A 22,546-nucleotide genomic window follows, 5' to 3' on the forward strand; every position below is an offset into this window, starting at 1 on the left:
AAGGGACCGAGATCGTGCGACGACGAGTTGCGTCGGCCGTGCTGGCCGCGACCGCACTCCTGCTGAGCGCCGGATGCTCCTCCGATTCGGACGGTGGAGGAACACCGGGCGACGGCGACAGTACGACGGCAGGGGGTACGACGGCCCGGTCCTCCCCCTCCGAGCAGGCCGCCGACCAGGCCCCGCCCGCCAAGGGCTCGGTCAAGGTGGTAGGGACGGTCACCACGGGACTGAACAGCCCCTGGGGCCTCGCCCCACTTCCCGAGGGCGACCTGCTCGTCTCCTCCCGCGACAAGGGGACGATCACACGGGTCGACGGGAAGTCGGGCAAGAAGACCGAGCTGGGCGAGGTCGCGGGCGTCTCCCCGGCCGGCGAGGGCGGCCTCCTCGGCATCGCGCTCTCCCCGGACTACGCCTCGGACCACATGATCTACGCGTACTTCACCTCGGCCTCGGACAACCGCATAGTCCGCGTGCTGTACGACGAGAAGAAGCCCGCCGACGAGCAGTTGGGCGCTCCGGACACGATCTTCAAGGGCATCCCCAAGGGCTACATCCACAACGGCGGCCGGATCGCCTTCGGCCCGGACAAGATGCTCTACGCGGGCACGGGCGAGAGCGGTGAGCGGGGCCTGTCCCAGGACAAGAAGTCCCTGGGCGGCAAGATCCTGCGCCTGACCCCGGAGGGCGACCCCGCCCCGGGCAACCCGTTCCCGAACTCGCCGGTGTACTCCTACGGCCACCGCAATGTGCAGGGCCTCACCTGGGACCCCGAACAGCGCCTGTTCGCCTCGGAGTTCGGCCAGGACACCTGGGACGAGCTGAACGCGATCAAGCCGGGTGGCGACTACGGCTGGCCGATCGCCGAGGGCAAGTCCGGCGACGCGAAGTTCCAGAACCCGATAGCCCAGTGGCACACGGACGAGGCCTCCCCCAGCGGCGCCGCCTACGCGCAGGGCTCGATCTGGATGGCGGGTCTGAAGGGCCAGCGTCTGTGGCGCATCCCGCTGAAGGGCACGGAGGCCTCGGCGGCCCCGCAGTCCTTCCTGGACGGCAAGTACGGCCGGCTGCGCACGGTGGTCTCGGCCGGCGGCGACAAGCTGTGGCTCACGACCAGCAACACGGACGGCCGGGGCGACCCGAAGTCGGGGGACGACCGGATTCTGGAACTGGAGGTGAAGTAGGACCCGGGCCCGGGGTCAGGCCTCGGCGCCGCCCGTCTTCTCGGCGCCACCTGTCTCGTCCTCGCCGTCGCCTTCGCCTTCGCCGCCCTCGTCCGCCTCGTTCGGGTTCGCTCGGCGGACGACGACCTTCCCGGACGCGAGGTCTATCGGTCCGCGCCCGGGGTCGTTGTCGCCGATGTCCTCCCGGGACAGCTCCAGCCGTTTCTGTTCGTCATGGGTGTGCTTGCGCCCTGGTGCGAACAGTTCCTCGAACATGTTGAACACGGCGCCTCCGCTGCCGGTCGGTCACAGGGTCGAACCCAGCGCGTCGGAGGGAAACAGCTCCAGCCGATGAGCCAGTGCCGCCGCCTCTCCCCTGCCTGAGACGCCCAGCTTGCCCAGTATGTTCGATACGTGGACGCTCGCCGTCTTCGGGGAGATGAAGAGTTCCTCGGCTATCTGCCGGTTGGTGCGGCCGGCCGACACCAGGCGCAGCACGTCGCGCTCCCGGCTGGTGAGGCCGAGGGCCTCGACGGGGTCGGCGGGCCGCGGGCCCGGGACGTGGGTCAGGGCGAGGCGGGCGCGCTGGGCCAGCTGGGCGACGGCGTCGGCGAGCGGGCGGGCGCCGAGGTGGTCGGCGACGGCGTGGGCCAGGCGCAGCAGCTCCGTCGCGCGGTCGCGTTCGTCGGCACGGTCGCGTTCGTCGTCGCCGCCGGCCACCAGCAGGGCCTCGGCCAGGCGGTGGCGGGCTCGGGCGAGGTCGTAGGGGCGGTCCAGGCGTTCGAGTTCGGTGACCACCTCCGACCAGGTGTCGACGGTGTCGCGGCCCTCGGCGCGGGCGAGTTCGGCGCGTACCCACTTCTCGTGGGCGAGCCAGAGCGGGAAGTCGGTGGTGGCCGTCTTGGCGGCTTCACGGAGGCGTTCGAGGACGGCGGCGCGGCCCTCGGTGGCGGCGGGCAGGGCGCGGGCGTCGGCCTCGGCGGTGGCGGCGGCCAGGAGCAGCGGCCAGCCGTACTGCTGGGTGCCGGGCGGCATGCCGGAGTCCAGGGCGCGGACCAGCTCGGCGCGGGCGTCGCGGATACGGCCCTCGGCGGCGGCGACGCCGATCTCGATGCGGGAGAGGAGGAGCGTGTGCTGGGGCATGGGGTCGTGCGTGCCCAAGTAGCCGTGGGCGGCGGCCAGTTGGCGGGCCGCTTCGGGCAGGTCGCCCCGGCCGAGGGCGATATGGGCCAGGCAGACGGCACCGCTGCCCTGGGGTTTGACGTTGACTCCGACGCGCAGGGCGGACGCGGCGGCGTCGGTGGCCTCGTCCCAGCGGCCCAGGGTGTACAGGGCTTCCGAGAGGTTGGCCCACACCCAGGACTCGGAGTCCAGCTGGCCGAACTTCCGGGTGTAGGCGAGGCCTTCCTGGAGGAGGGACACGGCTTCCCGGGTGCGGCCGACGGCGTCGAGTTCGGAGGGGAGGTTGACGTAGGCGCGGCCCGCGACGTGGGCGATGCCTTCCGCCAGCGCCTGTTCCTTGACCTCCTGCATCTCGGCGAGGCCCGCCTCGACGGAGCCGGAGTCGACCATGAGGCCGCCGAGGGTGAGGCGGGCGTTGAGCTCGATCTCGCGGGCGCCGACCATGCGCGCGTACTCGACGGCGCGCTCGGCGGCGACGAGGGCGTCGGGGCCGGGCTCGTGGAGCATGGACCAGTTGGCCGCGTTGGCGAGGACGTCGGCGTGCACCTCGGACGGCGGCAGGCCGCGGACCAGGTCCTGGGCGGTGCCCAGTTCCTGCCAGCCGTCGCCGCGGGCCTGGGCCTGCACCAGCCGGGAGCGCTGGACCCAGAACCAGGCGGCGCGCAGCGGGTCGCCCTCGTCCTCCAGCAGGTGCAGCGCCCGCTTGGTGATCTTCAGGGCGCGTTCGCGTTCCCCGCAGAGCCGGCCGGCGACGGCGGCCTCGGCCATCAGGTCGAGGTAGCCCAGGGGTGTGGTGGCGGGGTCGCAGCCGCAGGGAGGGTAGATCTCGGTGTAGTCGACCGGGCGCAGCTCGGCGCGGATGTCCTCGGGGGCGGTGTCCCACAGCTCCATCGCCCGCTCCAGGAGCCGCAGTTGCTCGCTGTAGGCGTGCCGGCGGCGGGCCTCGACGGAGGCGTCCAGGACGGCGGGCAGGGCCTTGGCGGCGTTGTGGGAGTGGTACCAGTAGCTGGCCAGGCGCATCACGCGCTCGTCGGCGGGGACGAGTGTGCGGTCGGCCTCCAGGGCTTCGGCGTAGCGGCGGTTGAGGCGGGAGCGTTCGCCGGGCAGCAGGTCGTCGCCGACGGCCTCGCGGACCAGGGAGTGGCGGAAGCGGTAGCCGTCGCCGGCCGGGGTGGCGAGCAGGATGTTGGCGTTCACGGCGGACCGCAGCGCCTCGATGAGGTCGTCCTCGGCGAGCCGGGAGACGGCGGCGAGCAGCCGGTACTCGACGGTGGAGCCGCCCTCGGCGACGATCCGGGCGACCCGCTGGGCGCTCTCGGGCAGGCCCTCGACGCGGACCAGGAGGAGGTCGCGGAGGGTGTCGGTGAGACCGGTGCAGCAGCCCTCGTGGGCGGCGACGGCGAGTTCCTCGACGAAGAAGGCGTTGCCGTCGGAGCGTTCGAAGATCTCGTCGACCTGGGCGGGGTCGGGTTCGGCGGCGCGGATGCCGGCGATCTGGCGGGCGACCTCGGCGCGGTTGAAGCGGCTCAGGTCCAGGCGGCGGACGGTGCGCAGGCGGTCGAGTTCGGCGAGCAGGGGGCGCAGCGGGTGGCGGCGGTGGATGTCGTCGGCGCGGTAGGTGGCCAGGACGACGAGGCGGCCGGTGCGCAGGGTGCGGAAGAGGTAGGCCAGGAGGTGGCGGGTGGAGGCGTCGGCCCAGTGCAGGTCCTCCAGGGCGACGACGACGGTGCGGTCGGCGGCGACGCGCTCCAGGACGCGGGCGGTGAGTTCGAAGAGACGGGCCATGCCCTCCTCGTCGTGCCGGCCGGCGCCTCGGGCGGTGACCGCCTCGCCCAGTTCGGGCAGCAGCCGGTTGAGCTCCTCCTCCTGGCCCGCGGCCGCGGCGGCGAGTTCGTCGGGCAGTTCGCGGCGCAGGGCGCGCAGGGCGGTGGAGAAGGGGGCGAAGGGCAGTCCGTCGGCGCCGATCTCGACGCAGCCGCCGAGCGCGACGACGGCTCCCCGGCGGCAGGCCGCGGTGGCGAACTCCTCGACGAGGCGCGTCTTGCCGACGCCTGCCTCCCCGGCGAGCAGCAGGGCCTGTGGCTCGCCCGCGGCGGCACGGGTGAGCGCGTCGTTCAACGTGTCCAGCTCTTCGGTACGGCCGACGAACACCGGACTGACGGACTTGGTCTCCACGAGCCCGAGCATCGCACGGGGGTACGACAACAGGGCACCTGTTTTCGGTGTGGGGCCAGGGGTACGCGCGGCAGCGGCCTCCCGGAGAACGACGGTGTTCTCCGGGAGGCCGCTGCCCGAGGCTCGGCGGGGATCCCCTCGAAGGAGATCCGGAGCGCGGCCGTCCCCCGTGCGGCCGCGCTCACCGGGCCCCGCGTTCACGCGGCGCGGGATCGTAGCCGCCGGACGAGGGGGGTATGGCTCTCGTCCTCGGCGCGGGCCTCGCGGCGGGCGGCGCGACGGGCGCGGACGGCCTCGCGGACCAGGCGCTCGTGCTCGGCCTGGCGGAGCAGTTCGGCGGACCGGGCCTGCTGGAACTCGTACTCGTACATGGTGTGTCCCTTGTGAGAGGCGGTTTCGGGCTTCGCTTTGTGCGATGCCTCAACCTTCGTCTCCAAGGGGGGTGTGCCACATCGGGAGAGTTCCGCATCTTCGGCGGCCCCGGGGGCCTTAGACGCGCAGGAGGGGCCTCAGGAGCTCCGTAAGGTGCTTACGGATTCCCTAAGACCCCTCAGGACCTGCGGTGATTCAGCTCGCGGAGGGCAGACCCAGCAGGACGTCGGTGTACTTGAGGACCGCCAGGAGCAGTCCGACGACGCCGAGCACGACGCCCGCCCAGGAGACGGACTTGATCCACACCGGCTGCGGCTTGCCCGGGGTGCCGAACGCGGGGCGCACCAGCACCACGGCGCCGACGATCAGGGCGAGCAGCGCGAAGATGCCGGCCCACAGGGCGCTGGCCTTCCACGCGTCGCCGTACACCTCCTTGATCTGGGTGGCGACACTCGCCGTCGAGGAGGTGCCCAGCTGGCCCACGAGGGTCTCGCGCGCGGCGGCCACGGTGCCGATCCAGCCGCCGGTCAGTGAGACCAGGCCGAGCACGGCGGACACGACGGCGGCCGCACCCTGGGCGATGCCGGAGGGCGACGCCTCCTCGGCAAGGACGATCTCGTCCAGCTCGTCGTCCGTGAGGTCGGCGTCGTCGGCCGCCTCGTCGTCGGACCCGATGATCTCCGTGGTTCCGACGACCTCCGTGGAGTCGTCGGCCTTCACGGTCTCGTTGTCCTCGGCCTTGGTGACGTCGACCGCCTCCTCGTCGCGCTTTGCTTCGGTGGCCTCGTTCGCGGCCTCGTCAACTGTCTTGATTCCCATGCCTCGCACCGTACGGACGCAGTCTGAGAAGTCTCTTAATGATCGTCAACGCTTCTTGACGACCAACGAGACCCCTATCGGTCGGCGGCACTCGCGCGTGCTTCACGCCACTCGGGGGCGAGGATCGACCACACCTCCAGGTCGTGCCGCACCCCACCATAGGGGTGCGCCTGGCGATGCACGCCATCGCGGGTCATTCCCAGCCGCCGGGCCACGTTCAGGCTGGGGGTGTTACCTGCCGCGGCGACCCATTCGACCCGGTGGATCCCCCGTTGTTCGACCGCGAAGTCGATCAGTACGCGCATCGCCCGGGTCACCAGTCCGCGCCCGGTGCCGGCGGGCTCCAGCCAGCAGCCGACCTCGCAGTTGCCGTTCTCCGCGTCGAAGTTCAGGAAGAGCACCCCGCCGACCAGCTTCCCCTCCAGCCACAGGCCGTGCAGGGACGCTTTGTCGGCGGCGCGCATGTCGGCGTACCGCTGGAGCATGGCGCGGGCGGAGTCGACGTCCGTGGCCTTGGCCCCGAAGGCGATGAACTGCCCTATGAACTCCCGCCCGCGCTCCAGGTGCGCGAAGAACTCCTCCGCGTGCCACGGCTCCAGCGGCCGCAGCTCCACTCCGTCGTCACCCAGTGATGTCGCGTACATCGAGCTGATCCCCCTCCGCCAGTACGTCCGCCACCTCGGCGTCCGTTGCCGCGGCCAGCCTTTCATGGGCGGCGCGGCACTCGGGCGGCTCGATGCTGACGCGCGGCAGGCGGGCGTCGAGCCAGCGCGGCAGCCACCAGTTGGCGCCGCCGAGCAGGTGCATGAGGGCCGGCACCAGGAGCGTGCGGAGCACGAAGGCGTCGAGGGCGACGGCGGCGGCGAGCGCGATGCCGAACATGGCGATCACGCGGTCGCCGCTGAGCACGAAGGCGAGGAAGACGGAGATCATGATGACCGCGGCGGAGTTGATCACCCGGCTGGTCTCGGCGAGCCCGACGCGTACGGCCCGTCGGTTGTCGCCGGTCTCCAGCCACTCCTCGTACATCCGGCTGACGAGGAAGACCTGGTAGTCCATGGAGAGCCCGAAGAGGACGGACACCATGATCACGGGGAGGAACGGCTCGATCGGGCCGGCCCGGCCGAGGCCCAGCAGCTCGCTCCCCCAGCCCCACTGGAAGATCGCGACGACGACTCCGAAGGCGGCGGCGACCGCGGCGACGTTCATCGCGGCGGCCTTCACGGGGATGCCGATGGAGCGGAAGGCGAGCAGCAGCAGGAGACAGCCCAGGCCGATGACGACGCCGACGAACAGGGGCAGCTTGCCGACGATGACCTCCGCGAAGTCGTCGTAGCCGGCCGTGACGCCGCCGACGCGGATGTCGAGCGAGGTGCCGGTCTCGGCGCGCGGCAGGACCTCGGTGCGCAGCCGGTCGACGAGGTCGCTGGTCCTCTGCGACTGGGGCGCGGAGTCCGGGACGATCGTGAAGTACGCGGTGTCCGCGCCCGAGTTGTACGTCACCGGGGTCACCGAGGCGACGCCGTCGGTGGTGCGGACGGTGGCGTCGAGGTTGTCGAGGGTGAGCTTGTCCTCGGCGCCGTCGACACGAGTCACCAGCGTCAGCGGGCCGTTGACGCCGGGGCCGAAGCCCTCCGCGAGGAGGTCGTAGGCCTGCCGTGTGGTCGACGACTTGGGGTCGTTGCCCTGGTCGGAGGTGCCCAGGTGGAGGGAGAGGGTGGGCAGCGCGAGGACGGTCATGACGGCCAGCGCGACCGCGCCGAGCAGCTTCGGGTGGCGCTCCACGAAGGCCGACCAGCGGGCGGCGAGCCCGGTCGGCAGCTCGGGCTGGGGGCCGTGCTCGGTCAGCCGGCGCCGCTCGCGCCGGCTGAGGGCGCGCATCCCGATGAAGGACAGCAGCGCGGGCAGCAGGGTGACGGAGGCGGCGACCGTCAGCACGACGGTCAACGAGGCGGCGATCGCTACCCCGTTGAGGAAGCTGAGCCGCAGGATCAGCATCCCGAGCAGGGCTATGCAAACGGTGGCACCCGCGAAGACCACGGCCCGTCCGGTGGTGGTGACGGCGTTGACGGCCGCCTCGGCGACGGTGAGCCCGCGTTTCAGCCCGCGCCGGTGCCGGGTGACGATGAACAGGGCGTAGTCGATGCCGACGCCGAGCCCGATCAGCATGCCGAGCATGGGCGCGAAGTCGGCGACGGTCATGCCGTGTCCGAGCAGCGCGATCGCGGCGTACGCGGTGCCGACCCCGACCAGCGCGGTCGCGATCGGCAGCAGCGAGGCGGCGAGGGAGCCGAAGGCGAGGAACAGCACGACCGCGGCGACGACCACGCCGACCACCTCGGCGAGATGTCCGCCGGCCGACTCGGTCAGCGCGACGGCGCTGCCGCCCAGCTCCACCTGGAGGCCGTCGGCCTCGGCTGCCTCGGCGGTGCGGACGACCGCCGCGGCCTGGGCGCTGTCGATGTCCTCGGCCCGGTCGGCGAAGGTGACCGTGGCGTACGCGGTGTGCCCGTCCGCGCTGATCCGGGCGGCGCCCTGGTCGCCGTAGGGACCGGCCACGGAGGCGACTCCGGGCAGCTCCGCGATCGCGTCCAGGGTCTCGGTCATGGTCTGTTCGACGTCGGCGGAGCGGACGGTGCCGGACGAGGTGTGCCAGACAACGGTGTCGCTGTCGCCGCCGAGACCCGGGAACCCCTCCCGCAGCAGCTCGGTGGCGCGGCCCGACTCGGTGCCGGGGACCTCGTAGTCGTTCGAGTACGCCGAGCCCGCGACGGCGGCGGCCGCGGTGACCCCGCCGAAGGCCAGGAGCCACAGCACGACGGCGACGAGGCGGTGCCGAACACACCAACGTGCAAGGGCTGCCACGAACATGCTCCCGGGGGGTTATTTGTGGATCTTTGACCGGGAACAGTCGTTCAGTACATGAACGGCCCGCAAAGAACGCATGAGCAATGCGTGGACCACTCTTGCAGTCAGAAGTGATCGTTTACGCCGTTCGTGCGCTTATTCACAGGAGTGGGAGCCAGATCACAGGACAGTAACGGGAACTCTGTCACCTCAGTCGAACTGGTCCCCCAGCGCCATCACCATGGCCCCGACGACCAGCAGCCACAGCGCCCGTCTGGTGCGGCCCCGGGAGCCCAGGACCGAGGCGAGCGCACAGACCGCGGCCCCGAAGGCGTAGGCGGCCGGCACGACCGTGGGCGCGGATCCGGTACCGCGGAGCACGGCGGCGGCGAGCCCGGCCAGGGCGAGCAGCGCCCCGGTCCCGGCCGACGTCCAGCGGGCCCGTCGCGCGTCCCCGGCCGGATCCTCGACGTCGTCGACGTCAGGTATCTCGGAATCGGCGCGTGCGTTCATGGCGGGCGAGCGTAGCGCGTCCGCCTGGGAAAGCGGCTGCGGTGCGACCCCGGCACCTGCTAGCTTCCGCTGGTCAGACGTCCCCGGCCCCACGCCGACGACCGAAGCGGGTGCATTTTTTGAAGGTCCGATCGAGCTCCTGAGCACGCCTTCCACTACGAAGATCCCAAGGAGCCCGTTCACCGATGTCCGACACCTCCACGTCCGACACCACCTCCAGGACCTCGCCCGACCCGCTCACCGACCGCCTGACGCACCCGAGTTACCCGCGCAGCAGCCGCTACGACGCCCGCTGGACCGTCGAGAACCAGATGGGCCCCCACGCCCTGTGGCTGCTGGAGTGGCTGGCCCCCGCCCTCGGTCTGGACGGCCTGCGCCCCTGCGCGCGCGTCCTCGACCTGGGCTGCGGCCGGGCGATGACGTCGGTCTTCCTGGCCCGGGAGTTCCACGCCCAGGTCACCGCGGCCGACCTGTGGATCGATCCCGACGACAACGCCCGGCGGATCGCCGAGGCCGGGTTCGCCGACCATGTGCTGCCCGTGCGCGCCGAGGCGCACGACCTGCCGTTCGCCGAGGGCAGCTTCGACGCGATCGTGAGCGTCGACGCGTACCAGTACTTCGGTACGAACGACCTCTATCTGCCCACGCTGACCCGGCTGTTGAAGCCCGGCGGGCGGATCGGGATCGTCGTACCCGCGCTGCGCGAGGAGCTTGCGGGCGCCGAGCCGCCCGAGCACCTCAAGGCGCACTGGGACCCCGGCTTCTGGGCGTTCCACACCCCCGACTGGTGGCGGCGCCACTGGACGCGCAGTGGGGCCGTGGAGGTCGAGGCGGCCGACTGGCTGGAGGACGGCTGGCGCGACTGGCTGCTGTGGAGCGAGGTCTGCGCCGAGGAGAGCCCCGACGAGAACATGGCGCGCATGGCGCGTGAGTCGGTGGAGCTGGTGAAGGCCGACCAGGGTCAACTGCTCGGATTCGCGCGGATCGTGGGCCGCCGCAGCTAGCCCGAACACGCGATACGGCCCCGCAGGACATGTCCTGCGGGGCCGTATCCGGCGTGGCTGCTCAGCCCTCGCTGACGCCCAGCTGCTCCAGGATCAGTTCCTTGACGCGGGCCGCGTCGGCCTGACCGCGGGTCGCCTTCATGACCGCGCCGACCAGGGCGCCGGCCGCGGCCACCTTGCCCTTGCGGATCTTGTCGGCGATGCCCGGGTTGCCGGCGATGGCCTCCTGGACGGCGGTGGTGAGGGCGCCGTCGTCGGAGACGACCTTCAGGCCACGCTTGTCGACGACCTCGTCCGGGGTGCCCTCGCCCGCGAGAACGCCTTCGATGACCTGGCGGGCCAGCTTGTCGTTCAGATCACCGGAGTTGACCAGCGCGGTGACCCGGGCGACCTGCTCCGGCGTGATGGCCAGGTCGTCGAGCGGGGTGCCCGACTCGTTGGCACTGCGGGCCAGTTCGCCCATCCACCACTTGCGCGCGGAGGTCGCGTCGGAGCCTGCGTCGATCGTGGCGACGATCGGGTCCAGCGCACCGGCGTTGATGATGGACTGCATGTCGAAGGCCGAGATACCCCACTCGGCCAGCAGCCGGTTGCGGCGGGCCAGCGGCAGCTCGGGCAGTCCGGCGCGGATCTCCTCGACCCACTCGCGCGAGGGGGCCACCGGCACCAGGTCCGGCTCGGGGAAGTACCGGTAGTCCTCGGCCTCCTCCTTCACGCGGCCCGAGGTCGTGGACCCCGTGTCCTCGTGGAAGTGCCGGGTCTCCTGGATGATCGTGCCGCCCGAGTTCAGCACCGCGGCATGGCGCTGGATCTCGAAGCGGGCCGCCCGCTCCACGGAACGCAGCGAGTTGACGTTCTTCGTCTCGCTGCGCGTGCCGAACTTCTCGCGGCCGTGCGGGCGCAGCGACAGGTTCACGTCGCAGCGCATCTGGCCCTGCTCCATGCGGGCCTCGGAGACTCCGAGCGCCTTGATGAGCTCGCGCAGCTCGGCGACGTACGCCTTGGCGACCTCCGGAGCACGCTCGCCGGCGCCCTCGATCGGCTTGGTGACGATCTCGATGAGCGGGATGCCGGCGCGGTTGTAGTCGAGCAGCGAGTGCGAGGCGCCGTGGATACGGCCCGTCGCGCCGCCGACGTGCAGCGACTTGCCGGTGTCCTCCTCCATGTGGGCGCGCTCGATCTCCACGCGGAAGGTCTCGCCGTCCTCCAGCTGCACGTCGAGGTAGCCGTTGAAGGCGATCGGCTCGTCGTACTGGGAGGTCTGGAAGTTCTTCGGCATGTCCGGATAGAAGTAGTTCTTCCGGGCGAAGCGGCACCACTCGGCGATCTCGCAGTTCAGCGCGAGACCGATCTTGATCGCCGACTCGATGCCGATCGCGTTGACGACCGGGAGCGCGCCGGGCATGCCGAGGCAGGTCGGGCAGGTCTGCGAGTTGGGCTCGGCGCCCAGCTCGGTCGAACACCCGCAGAACATCTTGGTCTTGGTGCCGAGTTCGACATGGACCTCAAGGCCCATGACGGGGTCGTATGTCGCCAGGGCGTCCTCGTACGACACCAACTCGTCGGTCGTGGTGGTCACGGTGAAACTTCCCTCTCAGCCCAGCAGGACGTCGTCGTCGCCCAGCCGCTTCAGCTCGCGGTAGAGGATGGCGAGGCCGGTGACGATGGCGGCGGCGGATACGGCGGCGTCGACGAGCCTCAGGAAGTCGCCGTCCTCGCGGGCGAGCCTGGCCTGCTTGGCGACGCTGAGCGCACCGAAGGCGGTGCTGCCGAGCGACACGTAGAGCCCGGTCTTCGACTTCTTGAAGTTCTTGGCCTTCTTTGCCATGGCACTCACAGCGACGGAGCCTCCTCGATCAGCGGGTGACCCCACCTTTCCACGAAGGCGGCCTCCACAGCGGCGCCGACCTTGTAAAGGCGGTCGTCCTTCAGCGCCGGGGCGATGATCTGCAGCCCGACCGGGAGGTTGTCCTCCGGGGCGAGACCGCAGGGCAGCGACATGGCCGAGTTGCCCGCGAGGTTGGTCGGGATGGTGCACAGGTCGGCCAGGTACATCGCCATCGGGTCGTCGGCGCGCTCGCCGATCGCGAAGGCGGTGGTGGGCGTCGTGGGCGACACGATCACGTCGACCTGCTCGAAGGCCTTCTCGAAGTCCCGCGTGATGAGCGTGCGGACCTTCTGCGCCGAGCCGTAGTAGGCGTCGTAGTAGCCGCTCGACAGCGCGTACGTGCCGAGCATGATGCGCCGCTTGACCTCGGGGCCGAAGCCCGCCTCACGGGTGAGGGAGGTGACCTCCTCGGCCGAGTGGGTGCCGTCGTCGCCGGTCCGCAGGCCGTAGCGCAGGCCGTCGAAGCGGGCGAGGTTGGAGGAGCACTCGGACGGCGCGATGAGGTAGTACGCCGACAGGGCGAGGTCGAAGGACGGGCAGTCCAGCTCGACGATCTCGGCGCCCAGCTCCTTGAGGAGGGCGACGGACTCGTCGAAGCGCTGGATGACGCCGGCCTGGTAGCCCTCGCCGCGGAACTGCTTGACGACGCCGACCCGCATGCCCTCGACGCTGCCGTTGCGGGCGGCCTCGACGACCGGCGGGACCGGGGCGTCGATCGAGGTGGAGTCGAGCGGGTCGTGTCCGGCGATGACCTCGTGCAGCAGCGCCGCGTCCAGGACCGTACGGGCGCACGGGCCGCCCTGGTCCAGGGAGCTGGAGAAGGCGACCATGCCGTAGCGCGAGACGGCCCCGTACGTCGGCTTCACGCCGACCGTGCCGGTGACGGAGGCCGGCTGGCGGATGGAGCCGCCGGTGTCGGTGCCGATGGCGAGGGGCGCCTGGAAGGAGGCGAGCGCGGCGGACGAGCCACCGCCGGAGCCGCCGGGGATCTTGGTGAGGTCCCACGGGTTGCCGGTCGGCCCGTACGCGCTGTTCTCGGTGGAGGACCCCATGGCGAACTCGTCCATGTTGGTCTTGCCGAGGATGACCACGTCGGCGGCCTTCAGCCGCTTGGTGACCGTCGCGTCGTACGGCGGGATCCAGCCTTCGAGGATCTTGGAGCCGACGGTCGTCGGAATGCCCTCGGTGGTGAAGATGTCCTTGAGCGCGAGCGGGACGCCGGCGAGGGGGCCGAGCTGCTCGCCCCTGGCCCGCTTCGCGTCGACGGCACGGGCCTGCGCGAGGGCGCCCTCGCGGTCGACGTGCAGGAAGGCGTGCACCTTCGCGTCGACCTCCTCGATACGGGCGAGGTGGGCCTCGGTGACCTCGACGGCCGTGAGCACGCCGGACGCGATGTTCGCGGCGGTCTCGGCAGCGGTGAGCCGGATGATGCTGCTGTGGTCCGTCATGGTGATTAGTCCTCCCCCAGGATCTGCGGCACCTTGAAACGCTGCTGCTCCTGGGCCGGGGCGCCGGACAGCGCCTGCTCGGGGGTGAGCGACGGACGGACCTCGTCCGCCCGCATGACGTTCGTCAGCGGGAGCGGGTGCGAGGTCGGCGGTACGTCTTGGTCGGCGACCTCGCTGACGCGGGCGACCGCGCCGATGATGTCGTCCAGCTGTCCCGCGAAGTGGTCGAGCTCTTCGGGCTTCAGCTCCAGACGCGCCAGCCGGGCGAGGTGGGCGACCTCCTCGCGCGTGATGCCAGGCATGCGGCGTTCCTCTGGGGTGAGTGCGTGTGGTTTGCGGCCAATCCTATGGGGCGCGAGCCCATGGCCGTTAAACGGTTTACCCGGGCCGTACACACGGACGAGTCTCAGCCGATCTCGGACGGCACGGCAGGCAGGGGTGGGTCAGGTGGCCGGCCGCCGGGAAGGGGCCTGTGCCGCAGCCGTCACGCGTCCCTCGCCGCGGCCCGCGTCACTCGTCGGTCGCCGCCGCCGGCAGCGCCGCGCGCGGCCGCTGCCAGCCCCTTGAACCCCTTGCCAGCAGCCACGCCGTCGCCTCCTCGGGCGGCATCGCCGCGGCCACCAGCCAGCCCTGTACGGCGTCGCAGCCCAGATCGCGCAGCCGCTCCCAGGTCTCGTCGTCCTCCACGCCCTCGGCGACGACCAGCAGCCCGAGCGAGTGCGCGAGGTCGACCGTGCAGCGCACGATCTCCGCGTCCTCGGTGTCGACAGCCAGCCGGGCCACGAACGAGCGGTCGATCTTCAGCTCGCTCACCGGGAGCCGGCGCAGGTGCACCAGCGAGGAGTAGCCGGTGCCGAAGTCGTCCAGGGACATCTTCACGCCGTGCCCGGTCAGACCGGCGAGGGTGTCGGCGGCCCGCTGCGGGTCCTCCAGCAGGACGTGTTCGGTTATCTCCAGTTGGAGCGCACCCGCCGGGACCCCGTGCCGGGCAAGGCGTGCGGCGACCGATCCCGCGAAGCCGGGCGTGTGGACGTCGCGCGGCGAGACGTTGACCGCCACCGGCACGTACAGCCCCTGCGCCCGCCAGCGGGCCACCTGCGCGAGCGCCGTGTCCAGCACGTACTCCGTGAGATGGGGCATCAGCCCCGACGACTCGGCGATCGCTATGAACTCGTCCGGCGGCACCTTCCCGCGCTCGGGATGCACCCAGCGGACGAGGGCCTCAAGGCCGGCCACCTGACCGTCGAAGCGGACTTTCGGCTGGTAGTGCAGCTGCACCTCGTGCGCGTCCAGGGCACGGCGCAGATCGCCCAGCAGCCCGAGCCGGTCCGGGGTGTTGGAGTCCCGCTTGGACTCGTAGACCTCTACGCCCGTCCGGTCCCGCTTCGCCTGGTACATCGCCACGTCCGCCCGGCGCAGCAGCCCCTCGGCGTCCAGCGCGTGGTCGGGGAAGACGGCGACGCCCGCGCTGGCCTCCAGGACGAGGGTGAGCCCGTCGAGGTCGAGCGGGGAGGAGAGGGCGGCCACCAGGTTGCGGGCGACGCGGGTCGCGGAGGTCGTGGAGTCGGCGACCGGCAGGAGGACGGCGAACTCGTCGCCGCCGAGCCGGGCGGCCTCCGCGCCGCGGGGCAGCGCCACCCGCAGCCGGTCCGCTATCTGCAACAGCAGCCGGTCACCGGCGAGATGGCCCAGGGTGTCGTTGACGGACCGGAAGCGGTCCAGGTCGATCAGCATCAGGGCGGCGCGGGCGCCGATGCGCTCGGCGTCGTCCAGCGCGGTCCAGATGCGCTCCAGGAGCCACTGGCGGTTGGGCAGTCCGGTCAGTGGGTCGCGCAGCTGCTCCTCGGCCCGGGCGCGGGCTATCCACAGAGTGGAGTCGAGGGCGATCAGCGGGATGGCGAAGAGCGGCAGCAGTATCGGCTGGGCGGCGGCGACCACGCAGATCAGCGGAGCGATGCCGAGCAGCGCGACCGCGACCAGGCCCTGTCTGACCAGGGCGGTGCGGGCGACGGTGGGCAGTCCGCCGTGGTGCGGGGCGTGCAAATACCAGAGCAGGACGCGGGTGACGAGGAGGTAGGCGGCGGCGACCAGCACCACTTGGGGGGCGGTGTAGACCGTCCAGGTCTCCGGGTTCCAGGGCCGCTCCACGGACGGCACCCGTCCGAAGGCGCTGAGCACGAGCGCGCCGGCGCCGATGCCGAGGATGTCCACCGCGCCGTGCAGCACGCCCTGGCGCCAGCGATTGCGCCGAGCTATGCCGACCAGGACGACGACGGTGAGGCTGACCATGCCGGCCGGCACCCAGCCGTACAGCATCAGGACGGCGAGGGTCAGGGCGGCGCCGGAGCCGGTGCCGCCCCACCAGCGGGCGCGGCCGAGCATGACCAGGTGGCCGACGATGATGCCGGTGAGCACCGCCAGGGCCCAGCCGACGGTGCCGGACGGGAAGAGCGCGTGCTCGTCGGTGAACGCCCGGTAGAAGCCGGCGCCGAGGACGAAGGCTGCGACCCCGACGACCGCTGCGGGCAATGCGGGCCAGGACAGCTGGCGTTCGGCTTCGGGGTCCTGCAGCGCTGAGGGGTGGCCGGTGCCGAGCGGGGAGGTGCCGTGCCCGTCGGGGACGGTGAACTGTCCGCCGGCCCGCCCTTCCACGCCGGGACGCGCCGAGGACCGTCCGCCCAGGCGGCTCCCCCGCCAGACGCCGCTGGTCAGGCGTCGGCGCAGCCGTGAGTCCGGGGCGGCGCTCTCGGTCGGTTCCATTCCCGTCCCTCTCACAGCCGGCGGTGCCCACGCCACGCGGTCCGCTGCCCGACATCCATCAGCGAATCCGCGTCGGAAAACCCTTCCCCTTGCTCACCAGGAGCACGAGGTTGCCCCGACCGCAGCTGGGCACGGCAGGCGCACATCTCAACAGTAGGCCGCAGAAGGCTTCCACGGGCAGCGGTCGACGACGGTTGCCCGAATGCGACCCGGCCACCCGTATGCATCTGGTATGCGCCGATCGGGTGGCCTTCAACCGCTACTCCTCGATGGGAAGCGCGACTTCGGCCGCCGCTTCGGGCCCCTGTTCCAGCAGGACGGTGAAGCCGTCCTCGTTCAGAACGGGGACCTTGAGCTGCATCGCCTTGTCGTACTTCGAACCTGGATTGTCACCCACAACCACGAAAGACGTCTTCTTCGAAACAGAACCGGTCACTTTCGCTCCGCGATCCTGCAGTGCCTCCTTGGCGCCGTCCCGGGTGAAGTGGTCGAGGGTGCCGGTGACCACGACCGTCATTCCTTCGAGCGGACGCGGCCCCTCGTCCTCGTCGGAGCCCTCCTCCTCCATGCGGACGCCGGCGGCCTTCCACTTGCGGAGGATCTCCTGGTGCCAGTCCTCGGCGAACCACTCCTTGAGGGAGGCGGCGATGATCGGGCCGACGCCGTCGGTGTTCGACAGCTCCTCCTCGGTGGCCTGCTCGATGCGGTCGATCGAGCGGAAGTTGCGCGCCAGCGCCTCCGCGGCGACCGGGCCGACGTGCCGGATCGACAGGCCGGTGAGAACGCGGGCGAGCGGGCGCTCCTTGGCCGCCGCGATGGTCTCCAGCATCGCGGCGGCGTTCTTCTTCAGCTCGCCCTGCTGGTTGGCGAAGACCGTGGCGATCTTCTCCTCGCCGGTCTTCGGGTCGCGCTTGGGCAGCCCGCTGTCCTGGTCGAGGACGTACGCCTTGATGGGCAGCAGTTGCTCGACGGTGAGGTCGAACAGGTCGCCCTCGTCGGTCAGCGGCGGGTCCTTCGGCTCCAGCGGGTTGGTGAGGGCCGCGGCGGCGACGTAACCGAAGTGGTCGATGTCGAGCGCCTTGCGGCCGGCGAGGTAGAAGACCCGCTCTCTCAACTGGGCCGGGCAGGCACGGGCGTTCGGGCAGCGCAGATCGATGTCGCCCTCCTTCATCGGCCGCAGTGCCGTGCCGCACTCGGGGCACTCGGCCGGCATCACGAACTCCCGCTCGCTGCCGTCGCGCAGGTCGACGACCGGGCCGAGGATCTCCGGGATGACCTCACCGGCCTTGCGCAGCACCACCGTGTCGCCGATGAGGACGCCCTTGGCCTTGACCACGTCCTGGTTGTGCAGGGTGGCGAACTCGACCTCCGAGCCGGCCACCGTCACCGGCTCGACCTGGGCGTAGGGCGTGACCCGGCCCGTACGGCCCACGCCGACGCGGATGTTGATGAGCTTGGTGTTGACCTCCTCGGGCGCGTACTTGTACGCGATCGCCCAGCGCGGCGCGCGCGAGGTCGAGCCGAGGCGGCCCTGGAGCGGGATCTCGTCGAGCTTGACGACCACACCGTCGATCTCGTGCTCGACGGAGTGCCGGTTCTCGCCGTAGTACGCGATGAACTCCCGTACGCCGTCGAGTCCTTCGACCACCTTGTTGTGCGGGGAGGTGGGCAGGCCCCAGGTCTTGAGCAGGTCGTAGGCCTGGGAGAGGCGGGTGAGGCCGTCGAAGCCCTCCAGGACGCCGATGCCGTGCACGACCATGTGCAGGGGGCGGGTGGCGGTGACGCGCGGGTCCTTCTGGCGCAGGGAACCGGCCGCCGCGTTACGGGGGTTGGCGAAGGGCTTGTCGCCGGCCTCGACCAGGCGGGCGTTGAGCTCCTCGAACTTCTCCATCGGGAAGTAGACCTCGCCGCGGATCTCCACCACGTCCGGGACCCGGTCGCCGTGCAGCCGGTCCGGGATCTCGGCGATCGTCCGGACGTTGGGCGTGATGTCCTCGCCCGTGCGCCCGTCGCCGCGTGTCGCCGCGCGGGTGAGACGGCCGTGCTCGTAGGTGAGGTTGACGGCGAGGCCGTCGACCTTCAGCTCGCACAGCAGGTGGTAGTCGGTCGTGCCGACGTCCTTGGCGACGCGCTCGCCCCAGGCGGCCAACTCCTCGTCGCTGAAGGCGTTGTCGAGGGAGAGCATGCGGGAGCGGTGCACGACCGACGTGAACTCGGTCTCGTAGGCCCCCGCGACCTTCTGCGTCGGCGAGTCCGGCGTCCGCAGCTCCGGGTACTCCTCCTCCAACGCCTCAAGGGAGCGCAGGAGTTGGTCGAACTCCGCGTCGCTGACGACCGGGGCGTCGTTCACGTAGTACCGGAAGCGGTGCTCCTCGATCTGCTCAGCGAGTTGCGCGTGCTTCTCCCGTGCCTGCGCGGGCACCGTCGTCCCCGCCTGCTTGTCGCCGGCCACCGTGTTGCCTCCCGTTACTCAGGGTTGTCCGCGAGGGATCTCGCCGCCTGGACGCAGTGGGCGAGCGCCTTGCGCGCGTACTCCGGGGAAGCGCCCGCGAGCCCGCACGCGGGCGTCACCGTGACCGACTCCGCGAGAAGCCCCGGAGACAGCCCCAGCCTGCGCCACAACGTCCTGACACCCATGACGCTACCGGCCGGGTCCGACAATCGGGCGTCCGTGCCCGGCACGACACCGGCGAAGAGCCGGCTGCCCGCTTCCACCGCCTCACCGATCACGTCGTCGTCACGCTCGGTGAGAAGCGAGAGGTCGAAGGAGACGGCCGCCGCGCCCGCCCGGCGCAGCAGCGCGAACGGGACGTCGGGGGCGCAGGAGTGGATCACGACGGGCCCGTCGGCGTGCACGCCGACGACATCGCGGAGGGTGGACTCGACGAGCTGGCGGTCCGCGGCACGGTGGGTGCGGTAGCCGCTGGCGGACCGGACCTGGCCGCGCAGGACGGCGGTGATCGAGGGCTCGTCGAGCTGGAGGGTCACCTGGGCGCCGGGGATTCGGCGCCCGACCTCCTCCAGGTGTGACCGCAGGCCCTCGGCGAGCGAGGCGGCGAGGTCGCGGCAGGCGCCCGGGTCGGAGAGCACGGCCTCGCCGTTGCGCAGCTCCAGCGCGGCGGCCAGCGTCCAGGGGCCGACGGCCTGCACCTTCAGCGGGCCCTCGTACCCCTGGGTGAACTCCTCCAGGGCGTCGAGGTCTTCGCCTAGCCAGGACTGGGCGCGCTTGGTGTCCCGGCCGGGGCGGTCCCCGAGCCGCCAGCCGCTGGGTTCCACTCGTGCGTACAGCTCGACGAGCAGTCCTGCGGTCCGCCCGATCATGTCGGCGCCGGGGCCGCGGGCGGGCAGCTCGGCGAGGAACGGGAAGTCGTCCAGGGACCCGGTGACGGTCTTGGCGGCCTCGCGCGCGTCCCCGCCCGGCATCGAACCGACGCCGGTGGCCGCACCGAACATGAACTGGCTGTTTTGACTCACCTGCGAAGACTACGGAATCCCGGTGGGCCCGCGGAATCGGTCGGTGCCGGTCAGTGCCCCGGGCGCACCGTCAGGTCGTTGATCTCCGCGTCCCCGGGCAGGTCGAGGGCGGTCAGGATCGTCGTCGCCACCGACTCCGGGTCGATCCACTGCGCGGCGTCGTACTCCTTGCCCTCCTGCTGGTGCACCTTGGCCTGCATCGGGCTCGCCGTGCGGCCCGGGTAGACGGAGGTGACCCGGACGCCGTTGCCATGCTCCTCGTGCCGCAGCGAGTCGGCGAGGGCCTTCAGCCCGTGCTTGGAGGCGGCGTACGCGGACCAGTGGGGGCTCGCGCTCAGGCCCGCGCCGGAGTTGACGAAGACCACCTGGCCGCGGGCGGCGCGGAGTTGGGGCAGGAAGTGGCGGGTCAGCTCGGCGGGCGCGATGAGGTTGACGTTGAGCTGGTGGCGCCAGGACTTGGGCGTGAGGTCGCCGACCGGGCCCAGGTCGACCACGCCGGCGATGTGCAGCAGCGAGTCCACGCGGTCCGGCAGCGTCTGGTGCGAGAAGGCCCAGGACAGCTTGTCGGGGTCGGCCAGATCGCCGACGAGCGTCCGCGCGCCGGGGAACCGTGCTGCCAGTTCCTTCGCCCGGCCGGCGTCGCGCGCGTGCAGCACGAGGTCGTCCCCGCGCGCGTGGAGGCGGCGGGCGACGGCCGCGCCGATGCCGGAGCCCGCTCCGGTGATCACATGGGTAGCCATGCCCGCCATGCTCGCATCACCGCGTGCCGGCCGACTCCTCGAGGTAGGCGAGCGCACCCACCGGCTCCTCGGCGAAGAACACCAGGTCGGTGAGGGGCAGCGGCAGGAAGCCCTCGGCCTCCATGCGGCGGAACTGTTCCTTCAGGCCGTCGTAGAAGCCCGCGGTGTTGAGCAGCACGACCGGCTTGTCGGTGTGCCCGTGCTTCTTCAGCTCCAGGATCTCGGTGGCCTCGTCGAGCGTTCCGGTGCCGCCGACCATGATCACCACGGCGTCGGCCTTCTCCAGGAGCAGCCTCTTGCGCTCGGCGAGGTCCTTCGCGATCACCATCTCGTCGGCGCCCGGGTGCACCATCGCCGCCAGGAAGTGGACGGAGACGCCGACGAGCCGGCCTCCGGCCTCCTTCACACCGTCGGCGACCACCTTCATCAGACCGGTGTCCGAGCCGCCCCACACGAGCGTGTGACCGCCCTTGCCCAGCAGTTTCGCGAACTCGCGCGCGGGGCGCGTGTAGCGGTCGTCGAGGTCGGCGGCGGAGAGGAAGACGCAGATTCGCATTCGGCCACCGTACGCGGGAAGAACCGGGGGTCCGCGAGTGCTTTTCCGGTATGGCCCAAGGACACACGATCACCATCGAGCAGGTCGACCAGCACGTGCGCGTGGTGCACGGCGAGCAGGTCCTGGCGGAGAGCGAGCGGCCGCTCGTACTGCGCGAGACGGGATCCCCGGTGCGGTACTACCTTCCGCCCGAGGACGTACGACTCGACCTGCTCAAGCCCTCCGACACGCACACCTACTGCCCCTTCAAGGGCACCGCGTCCTACTGGTCGCTGCCGGACGCGGCGGACCTGGTGTGGGCGTACCCCGACCCCAAGCCGGATGTGGCCCAGATCAAGGACCACCTGTGCTTCTACGAGGTGGAGGTGGTCTGAGCCCACCGACTCCGTGCCGCGACGGCGGACAGGGCCTGTCCGACGGACAGACCCCTAGGCCGATGCCCCCGCCGTCGCGCGCGTGGTCGTCGCGATCGTCGCCGAGCCCACCACGCGTGTGCCGTCGTACAGGACGATCGCCTGGCCGGGGGCGACGCCGCGGACCGGCTCCGTGAAGGTGACCTCCAGGGTGCCGTCGACCAGCTCGGCGCCGACCTCGGTCTCGCCGCCGTGGGCGCGGAGCTGTGCGGTGTAGGTGCCGGGGCCGGTCGGGGCGGTGCCGCACCAGCGGGGCCTGATCGCGGTGAGGGCGCTGACGTCGAGGGCGGCGGCCGGGCCGACCGTGACCGTGTTGTCCACCGGCGAGATGTCGAGGACGTAGCGCGGCTTGCCGTCGGGCGCCGGGGTGCCGATGCGCAGGCCCTTGCGCTGGCCGATGGTGAAGCCGAACGCGCCCTCGTGCGAGCCGACGACCGCGCCGGACTCGTCGACGATGTCGCCCTCGGCCTTGCCCAGGCGGTTCGCCAGGAAGCCCTGGGTGTCGCCGTCGGCGATGAAACAGATGTCGTGCGAGTCGGGCTTCTTGGCGACCGCGAGGCCGCGGCGCTCGGCCTCGGCGCGGATCTCGCCCTTGGTCGTCAGAGTGTCACCGAGCGGGAAGAGCGCGTGCGCCAACTGCCGGTCGTCCAGCACCCCGAGGACGTAGGACTGGTCCTTGGCCATGTCTGAGGCGCGGTGCAGCTCGCGCGTGCCGTCCGCGTGCACGAGCACCTTCGCGTAGTGGCCGGTGCAGACAGCGTCGAAGCCGAGGGCGAGCGCCTTGTCGAGCAGGGCGGCGAACTTGATCTTCTCGTTGCAGCGCAGACACGGGTTCGGGGTGCGCCCCGCCTCGTACTCGGCGACGAAGTCGTCGACCACGTCCTCACGGAAGCGGTCGGCGAGGTCCCAGACGTAGAACGGGATGCCGATGACGTCGGCGGCACGGCGGGCGTCGCGCGAGTCCTCGATGGTGCAACAGCCCCGCGCGCCCGTGCGGAACGATTGCGGGTTCGCGGAGAGCGCGAGGTGGACGCCGGTCACGTCGTGGCCGGCTTCGGCGGCGCGGGCGGCGGCGACGGCGGAGTCCACGCCGCCGGACATGGCGGCGAGTACACGGAGGGGGCGCTGCGGAATGTCAGTCATAACCCTTCAAGGGTAAGGGGCCGCGGGAACCGGAGCCCGCGAGTATCCG

General features: G+C 71.4%; 20 protein-coding genes. 3 read left to right on the forward strand and 17 right to left on the reverse strand.

What is annotated here, in order from left to right; all coding sequences use genetic code 11:
* Positions 1 to 14: 14 nt before the first annotated feature.
* Entirely contained in the window at positions 15 to 1,184 is a 1,170-nt protein-coding gene (locus M2283_RS33565) for a PQQ-dependent sugar dehydrogenase (RefSeq protein WP_280880223.1), read from the forward strand.
* 15 nt (positions 1,185 to 1,199) lie between these two features.
* Here M2283_RS33565 and M2283_RS33570 read toward each other — a convergent pair whose 3' ends face one another.
* From M2283_RS33570 to M2283_RS33600, 7 genes are all read right to left on the reverse strand, one after another.
* Entirely contained in the window at positions 1,200 to 1,439 is a 240-nt protein-coding gene (locus M2283_RS33570) for a DUF6191 domain-containing protein (protein ID WP_280880319.1), read from the reverse strand.
* A gap of 30 nt (positions 1,440 to 1,469) precedes the next feature.
* Positions 1,470 to 4,532 carry a helix-turn-helix transcriptional regulator gene (locus tag M2283_RS33575; RefSeq protein ID WP_280880320.1) on the reverse strand — a complete coding sequence of 1,021 codons (3,063 nt, stop codon included), beginning with the start codon at positions 4,530 to 4,532 and terminating at the stop codon, positions 1,470 to 1,472.
* 185 nt (positions 4,533 to 4,717) lie between these two features.
* Entirely contained in the window at positions 4,718 to 4,891 is a 174-nt protein-coding gene (locus M2283_RS33580) for a hypothetical protein (RefSeq protein ID WP_280880224.1), read from the reverse strand.
* A 196-nt stretch (positions 4,892 to 5,087) separates the two neighbouring features.
* On the reverse strand, positions 5,088 to 5,711 hold the full coding sequence (locus M2283_RS33585) for a hypothetical protein (RefSeq protein ID WP_280880225.1): 624 nt from the start codon (positions 5,709 to 5,711) through the stop codon (positions 5,088 to 5,090).
* Positions 5,712 to 5,785: 74 nt separating this feature from the next.
* Positions 5,786 to 6,355 carry a GNAT family N-acetyltransferase gene (locus tag M2283_RS33590; protein ID WP_280880226.1) on the reverse strand — a complete coding sequence of 190 codons (570 nt, stop codon included), beginning with the start codon at positions 6,353 to 6,355 and terminating at the stop codon, positions 5,786 to 5,788.
* Positions 6,333 to 8,576, reverse strand: a complete 2,244-nt coding sequence (locus tag M2283_RS33595; protein ID WP_280880227.1) for an MMPL family transporter — start codon at positions 8,574 to 8,576, stop codon at positions 6,333 to 6,335. The genes M2283_RS33590 and M2283_RS33595 overlap by 23 nt, the downstream gene beginning before the upstream one ends.
* 192 nt (positions 8,577 to 8,768) lie before the next feature.
* Entirely contained in the window at positions 8,769 to 9,071 is a 303-nt protein-coding gene (locus M2283_RS33600; protein ID WP_280880228.1) for a hypothetical protein, read from the reverse strand.
* A 185-nt stretch (positions 9,072 to 9,256) separates the two neighbouring features.
* On the opposite strand from M2283_RS33600, the gene M2283_RS33605 reads away from it, so the two are divergent.
* Positions 9,257 to 10,075, forward strand: a complete 819-nt coding sequence (locus M2283_RS33605) for an SAM-dependent methyltransferase (protein ID WP_280880229.1) — start codon at positions 9,257 to 9,259, stop codon at positions 10,073 to 10,075.
* 61 nt (positions 10,076 to 10,136) lie between these two features.
* Here the strand turns inward: M2283_RS33605 and gatB are convergent, their stop codons facing one another.
* The 9 genes from gatB to M2283_RS33650 form a co-directional block, all read right to left on the reverse strand.
* The gene (gene gatB / locus M2283_RS33610) at positions 10,137 to 11,654 is read right to left on the reverse strand and encodes an Asp-tRNA(Asn)/Glu-tRNA(Gln) amidotransferase subunit GatB (protein WP_280880230.1); all 1,518 of its coding nucleotides are present in this window, start codon (positions 11,652 to 11,654) and stop codon (positions 10,137 to 10,139) included.
* 15 nt (positions 11,655 to 11,669) lie between these two features.
* Entirely contained in the window at positions 11,670 to 11,903 is a 234-nt protein-coding gene (locus M2283_RS33615; RefSeq protein ID WP_280880321.1) for a hypothetical protein, read from the reverse strand.
* A 5-nt stretch (positions 11,904 to 11,908) separates the two neighbouring features.
* A complete protein-coding gene (gene gatA, locus M2283_RS33620; protein ID WP_280880231.1) occupies positions 11,909 to 13,411 on the reverse strand; it encodes an Asp-tRNA(Asn)/Glu-tRNA(Gln) amidotransferase subunit GatA in 1,503 nt (500 codons plus the stop codon).
* 5 nt (positions 13,412 to 13,416) lie between these two features.
* Positions 13,417 to 13,713, reverse strand: a complete 297-nt coding sequence (gatC, locus tag M2283_RS33625; RefSeq protein ID WP_018531282.1) for an Asp-tRNA(Asn)/Glu-tRNA(Gln) amidotransferase subunit GatC — start codon at positions 13,711 to 13,713, stop codon at positions 13,417 to 13,419.
* A gap of 208 nt (positions 13,714 to 13,921) precedes the next feature.
* Entirely contained in the window at positions 13,922 to 16,171 is a 2,250-nt protein-coding gene (locus M2283_RS33630) for a putative bifunctional diguanylate cyclase/phosphodiesterase (protein WP_280880232.1), read from the reverse strand.
* A gap of 259 nt (positions 16,172 to 16,430) precedes the next feature.
* On the reverse strand, positions 16,431 to 18,623 hold the full coding sequence (gene ligA / locus M2283_RS33635) for an NAD-dependent DNA ligase LigA (protein ID WP_280880233.1): 2,193 nt from the start codon (positions 18,621 to 18,623) through the stop codon (positions 16,431 to 16,433).
* Between the two features lie 14 nt (positions 18,624 to 18,637).
* On the reverse strand, positions 18,638 to 19,645 hold the full coding sequence (locus M2283_RS33640) for a methionine synthase (protein ID WP_280880234.1): 1,008 nt from the start codon (positions 19,643 to 19,645) through the stop codon (positions 18,638 to 18,640).
* 50 nt (positions 19,646 to 19,695) lie between these two features.
* On the reverse strand, positions 19,696 to 20,394 hold the full coding sequence (locus M2283_RS33645; RefSeq protein ID WP_280880235.1) for an SDR family oxidoreductase: 699 nt from the start codon (positions 20,392 to 20,394) through the stop codon (positions 19,696 to 19,698).
* A gap of 7 nt (positions 20,395 to 20,401) precedes the next feature.
* Entirely contained in the window at positions 20,402 to 20,941 is a 540-nt protein-coding gene (locus M2283_RS33650) for a TIGR00730 family Rossman fold protein (RefSeq protein ID WP_280880236.1), read from the reverse strand.
* 50 nt (positions 20,942 to 20,991) lie between these two features.
* Here M2283_RS33650 and M2283_RS33655 point away from each other — a divergent pair, with 50 nt between their 5' ends.
* A complete protein-coding gene (locus M2283_RS33655) occupies positions 20,992 to 21,315 on the forward strand; it encodes a DUF427 domain-containing protein (protein ID WP_280880237.1) in 324 nt (107 codons plus the stop codon).
* A 54-nt stretch (positions 21,316 to 21,369) separates the two neighbouring features.
* Here M2283_RS33655 and mnmA read toward each other — a convergent pair whose 3' ends face one another.
* On the reverse strand, positions 21,370 to 22,497 hold the full coding sequence (gene mnmA / locus M2283_RS33660) for a tRNA 2-thiouridine(34) synthase MnmA (RefSeq protein ID WP_280880238.1): 1,128 nt from the start codon (positions 22,495 to 22,497) through the stop codon (positions 21,370 to 21,372).
* Between the last annotated feature and the right edge of the window lie 49 nt (positions 22,498 to 22,546).

This window comes from Streptomyces pseudovenezuelae (assembly GCF_029892565.1).
Classification (GTDB): Bacteria; Actinomycetota; Actinomycetes; order Streptomycetales; family Streptomycetaceae; genus Streptomyces; species Streptomyces pseudovenezuelae_A.

What these genes read in the sequence shown, in the direction of transcription:
- M2283_RS33570 (WP_280880319.1), bottom strand. Translation starts at nt 1,439, where the DNA reads ATGTTCGAGGAACTGTTCGCACCAGGGCGCAAGCACACCCATGACGAA.
- M2283_RS33580 (WP_280880224.1), bottom strand. Translation starts at nt 4,891, where the DNA reads ATGTACGAGTACGAGTTCCAGCAGGCCCGGTCCGCCGAACTGCTCCGC.
- mnmA (WP_280880238.1), bottom strand. Translation starts at nt 22,497, where the DNA reads ATGACTGACATTCCGCAGCGCCCCCTCCGTGTACTCGCCGCCATGTCC.
- M2283_RS33615 (WP_280880321.1), bottom strand. Translation starts at nt 11,903, where the DNA reads ATGGCAAAGAAGGCCAAGAACTTCAAGAAGTCGAAGACCGGGCTCTAC.
- M2283_RS33655 (WP_280880237.1), top strand. Translation starts at nt 20,992, where the DNA reads ATGGCCCAAGGACACACGATCACCATCGAGCAGGTCGACCAGCACGTG.
- gatA (WP_280880231.1), bottom strand. Translation starts at nt 13,411, where the DNA reads ATGACGGACCACAGCAGCATCATCCGGCTCACCGCTGCCGAGACCGCC.
- M2283_RS33600 (WP_280880228.1), bottom strand. Translation starts at nt 9,071, where the DNA reads ATGAACGCACGCGCCGATTCCGAGATACCTGACGTCGACGACGTCGAG.
- M2283_RS33585 (WP_280880225.1), bottom strand. Translation starts at nt 5,711, where the DNA reads ATGGGAATCAAGACAGTTGACGAGGCCGCGAACGAGGCCACCGAAGCA.
- M2283_RS33645 (WP_280880235.1), bottom strand. Translation starts at nt 20,394, where the DNA reads ATGGCGGGCATGGCTACCCATGTGATCACCGGAGCGGGCTCCGGCATC.
- gatC (WP_018531282.1), bottom strand. Translation starts at nt 13,713, where the DNA reads ATGCCTGGCATCACGCGCGAGGAGGTCGCCCACCTCGCCCGGCTGGCG.
- M2283_RS33630 (WP_280880232.1), bottom strand. Translation starts at nt 16,171, where the DNA reads ATGGAACCGACCGAGAGCGCCGCCCCGGACTCACGGCTGCGCCGACGC.
- M2283_RS33650 (WP_280880236.1), bottom strand. Translation starts at nt 20,941, where the DNA reads ATGCGAATCTGCGTCTTCCTCTCCGCCGCCGACCTCGACGACCGCTAC.
- M2283_RS33590 (WP_280880226.1), bottom strand. Translation starts at nt 6,355, where the DNA reads ATGTACGCGACATCACTGGGTGACGACGGAGTGGAGCTGCGGCCGCTG.
- M2283_RS33605 (WP_280880229.1), top strand. Translation starts at nt 9,257, where the DNA reads ATGTCCGACACCTCCACGTCCGACACCACCTCCAGGACCTCGCCCGAC.
- M2283_RS33575 (WP_280880320.1), bottom strand. Translation starts at nt 4,532, where the DNA reads ATGCTCGGGCTCGTGGAGACCAAGTCCGTCAGTCCGGTGTTCGTCGGC.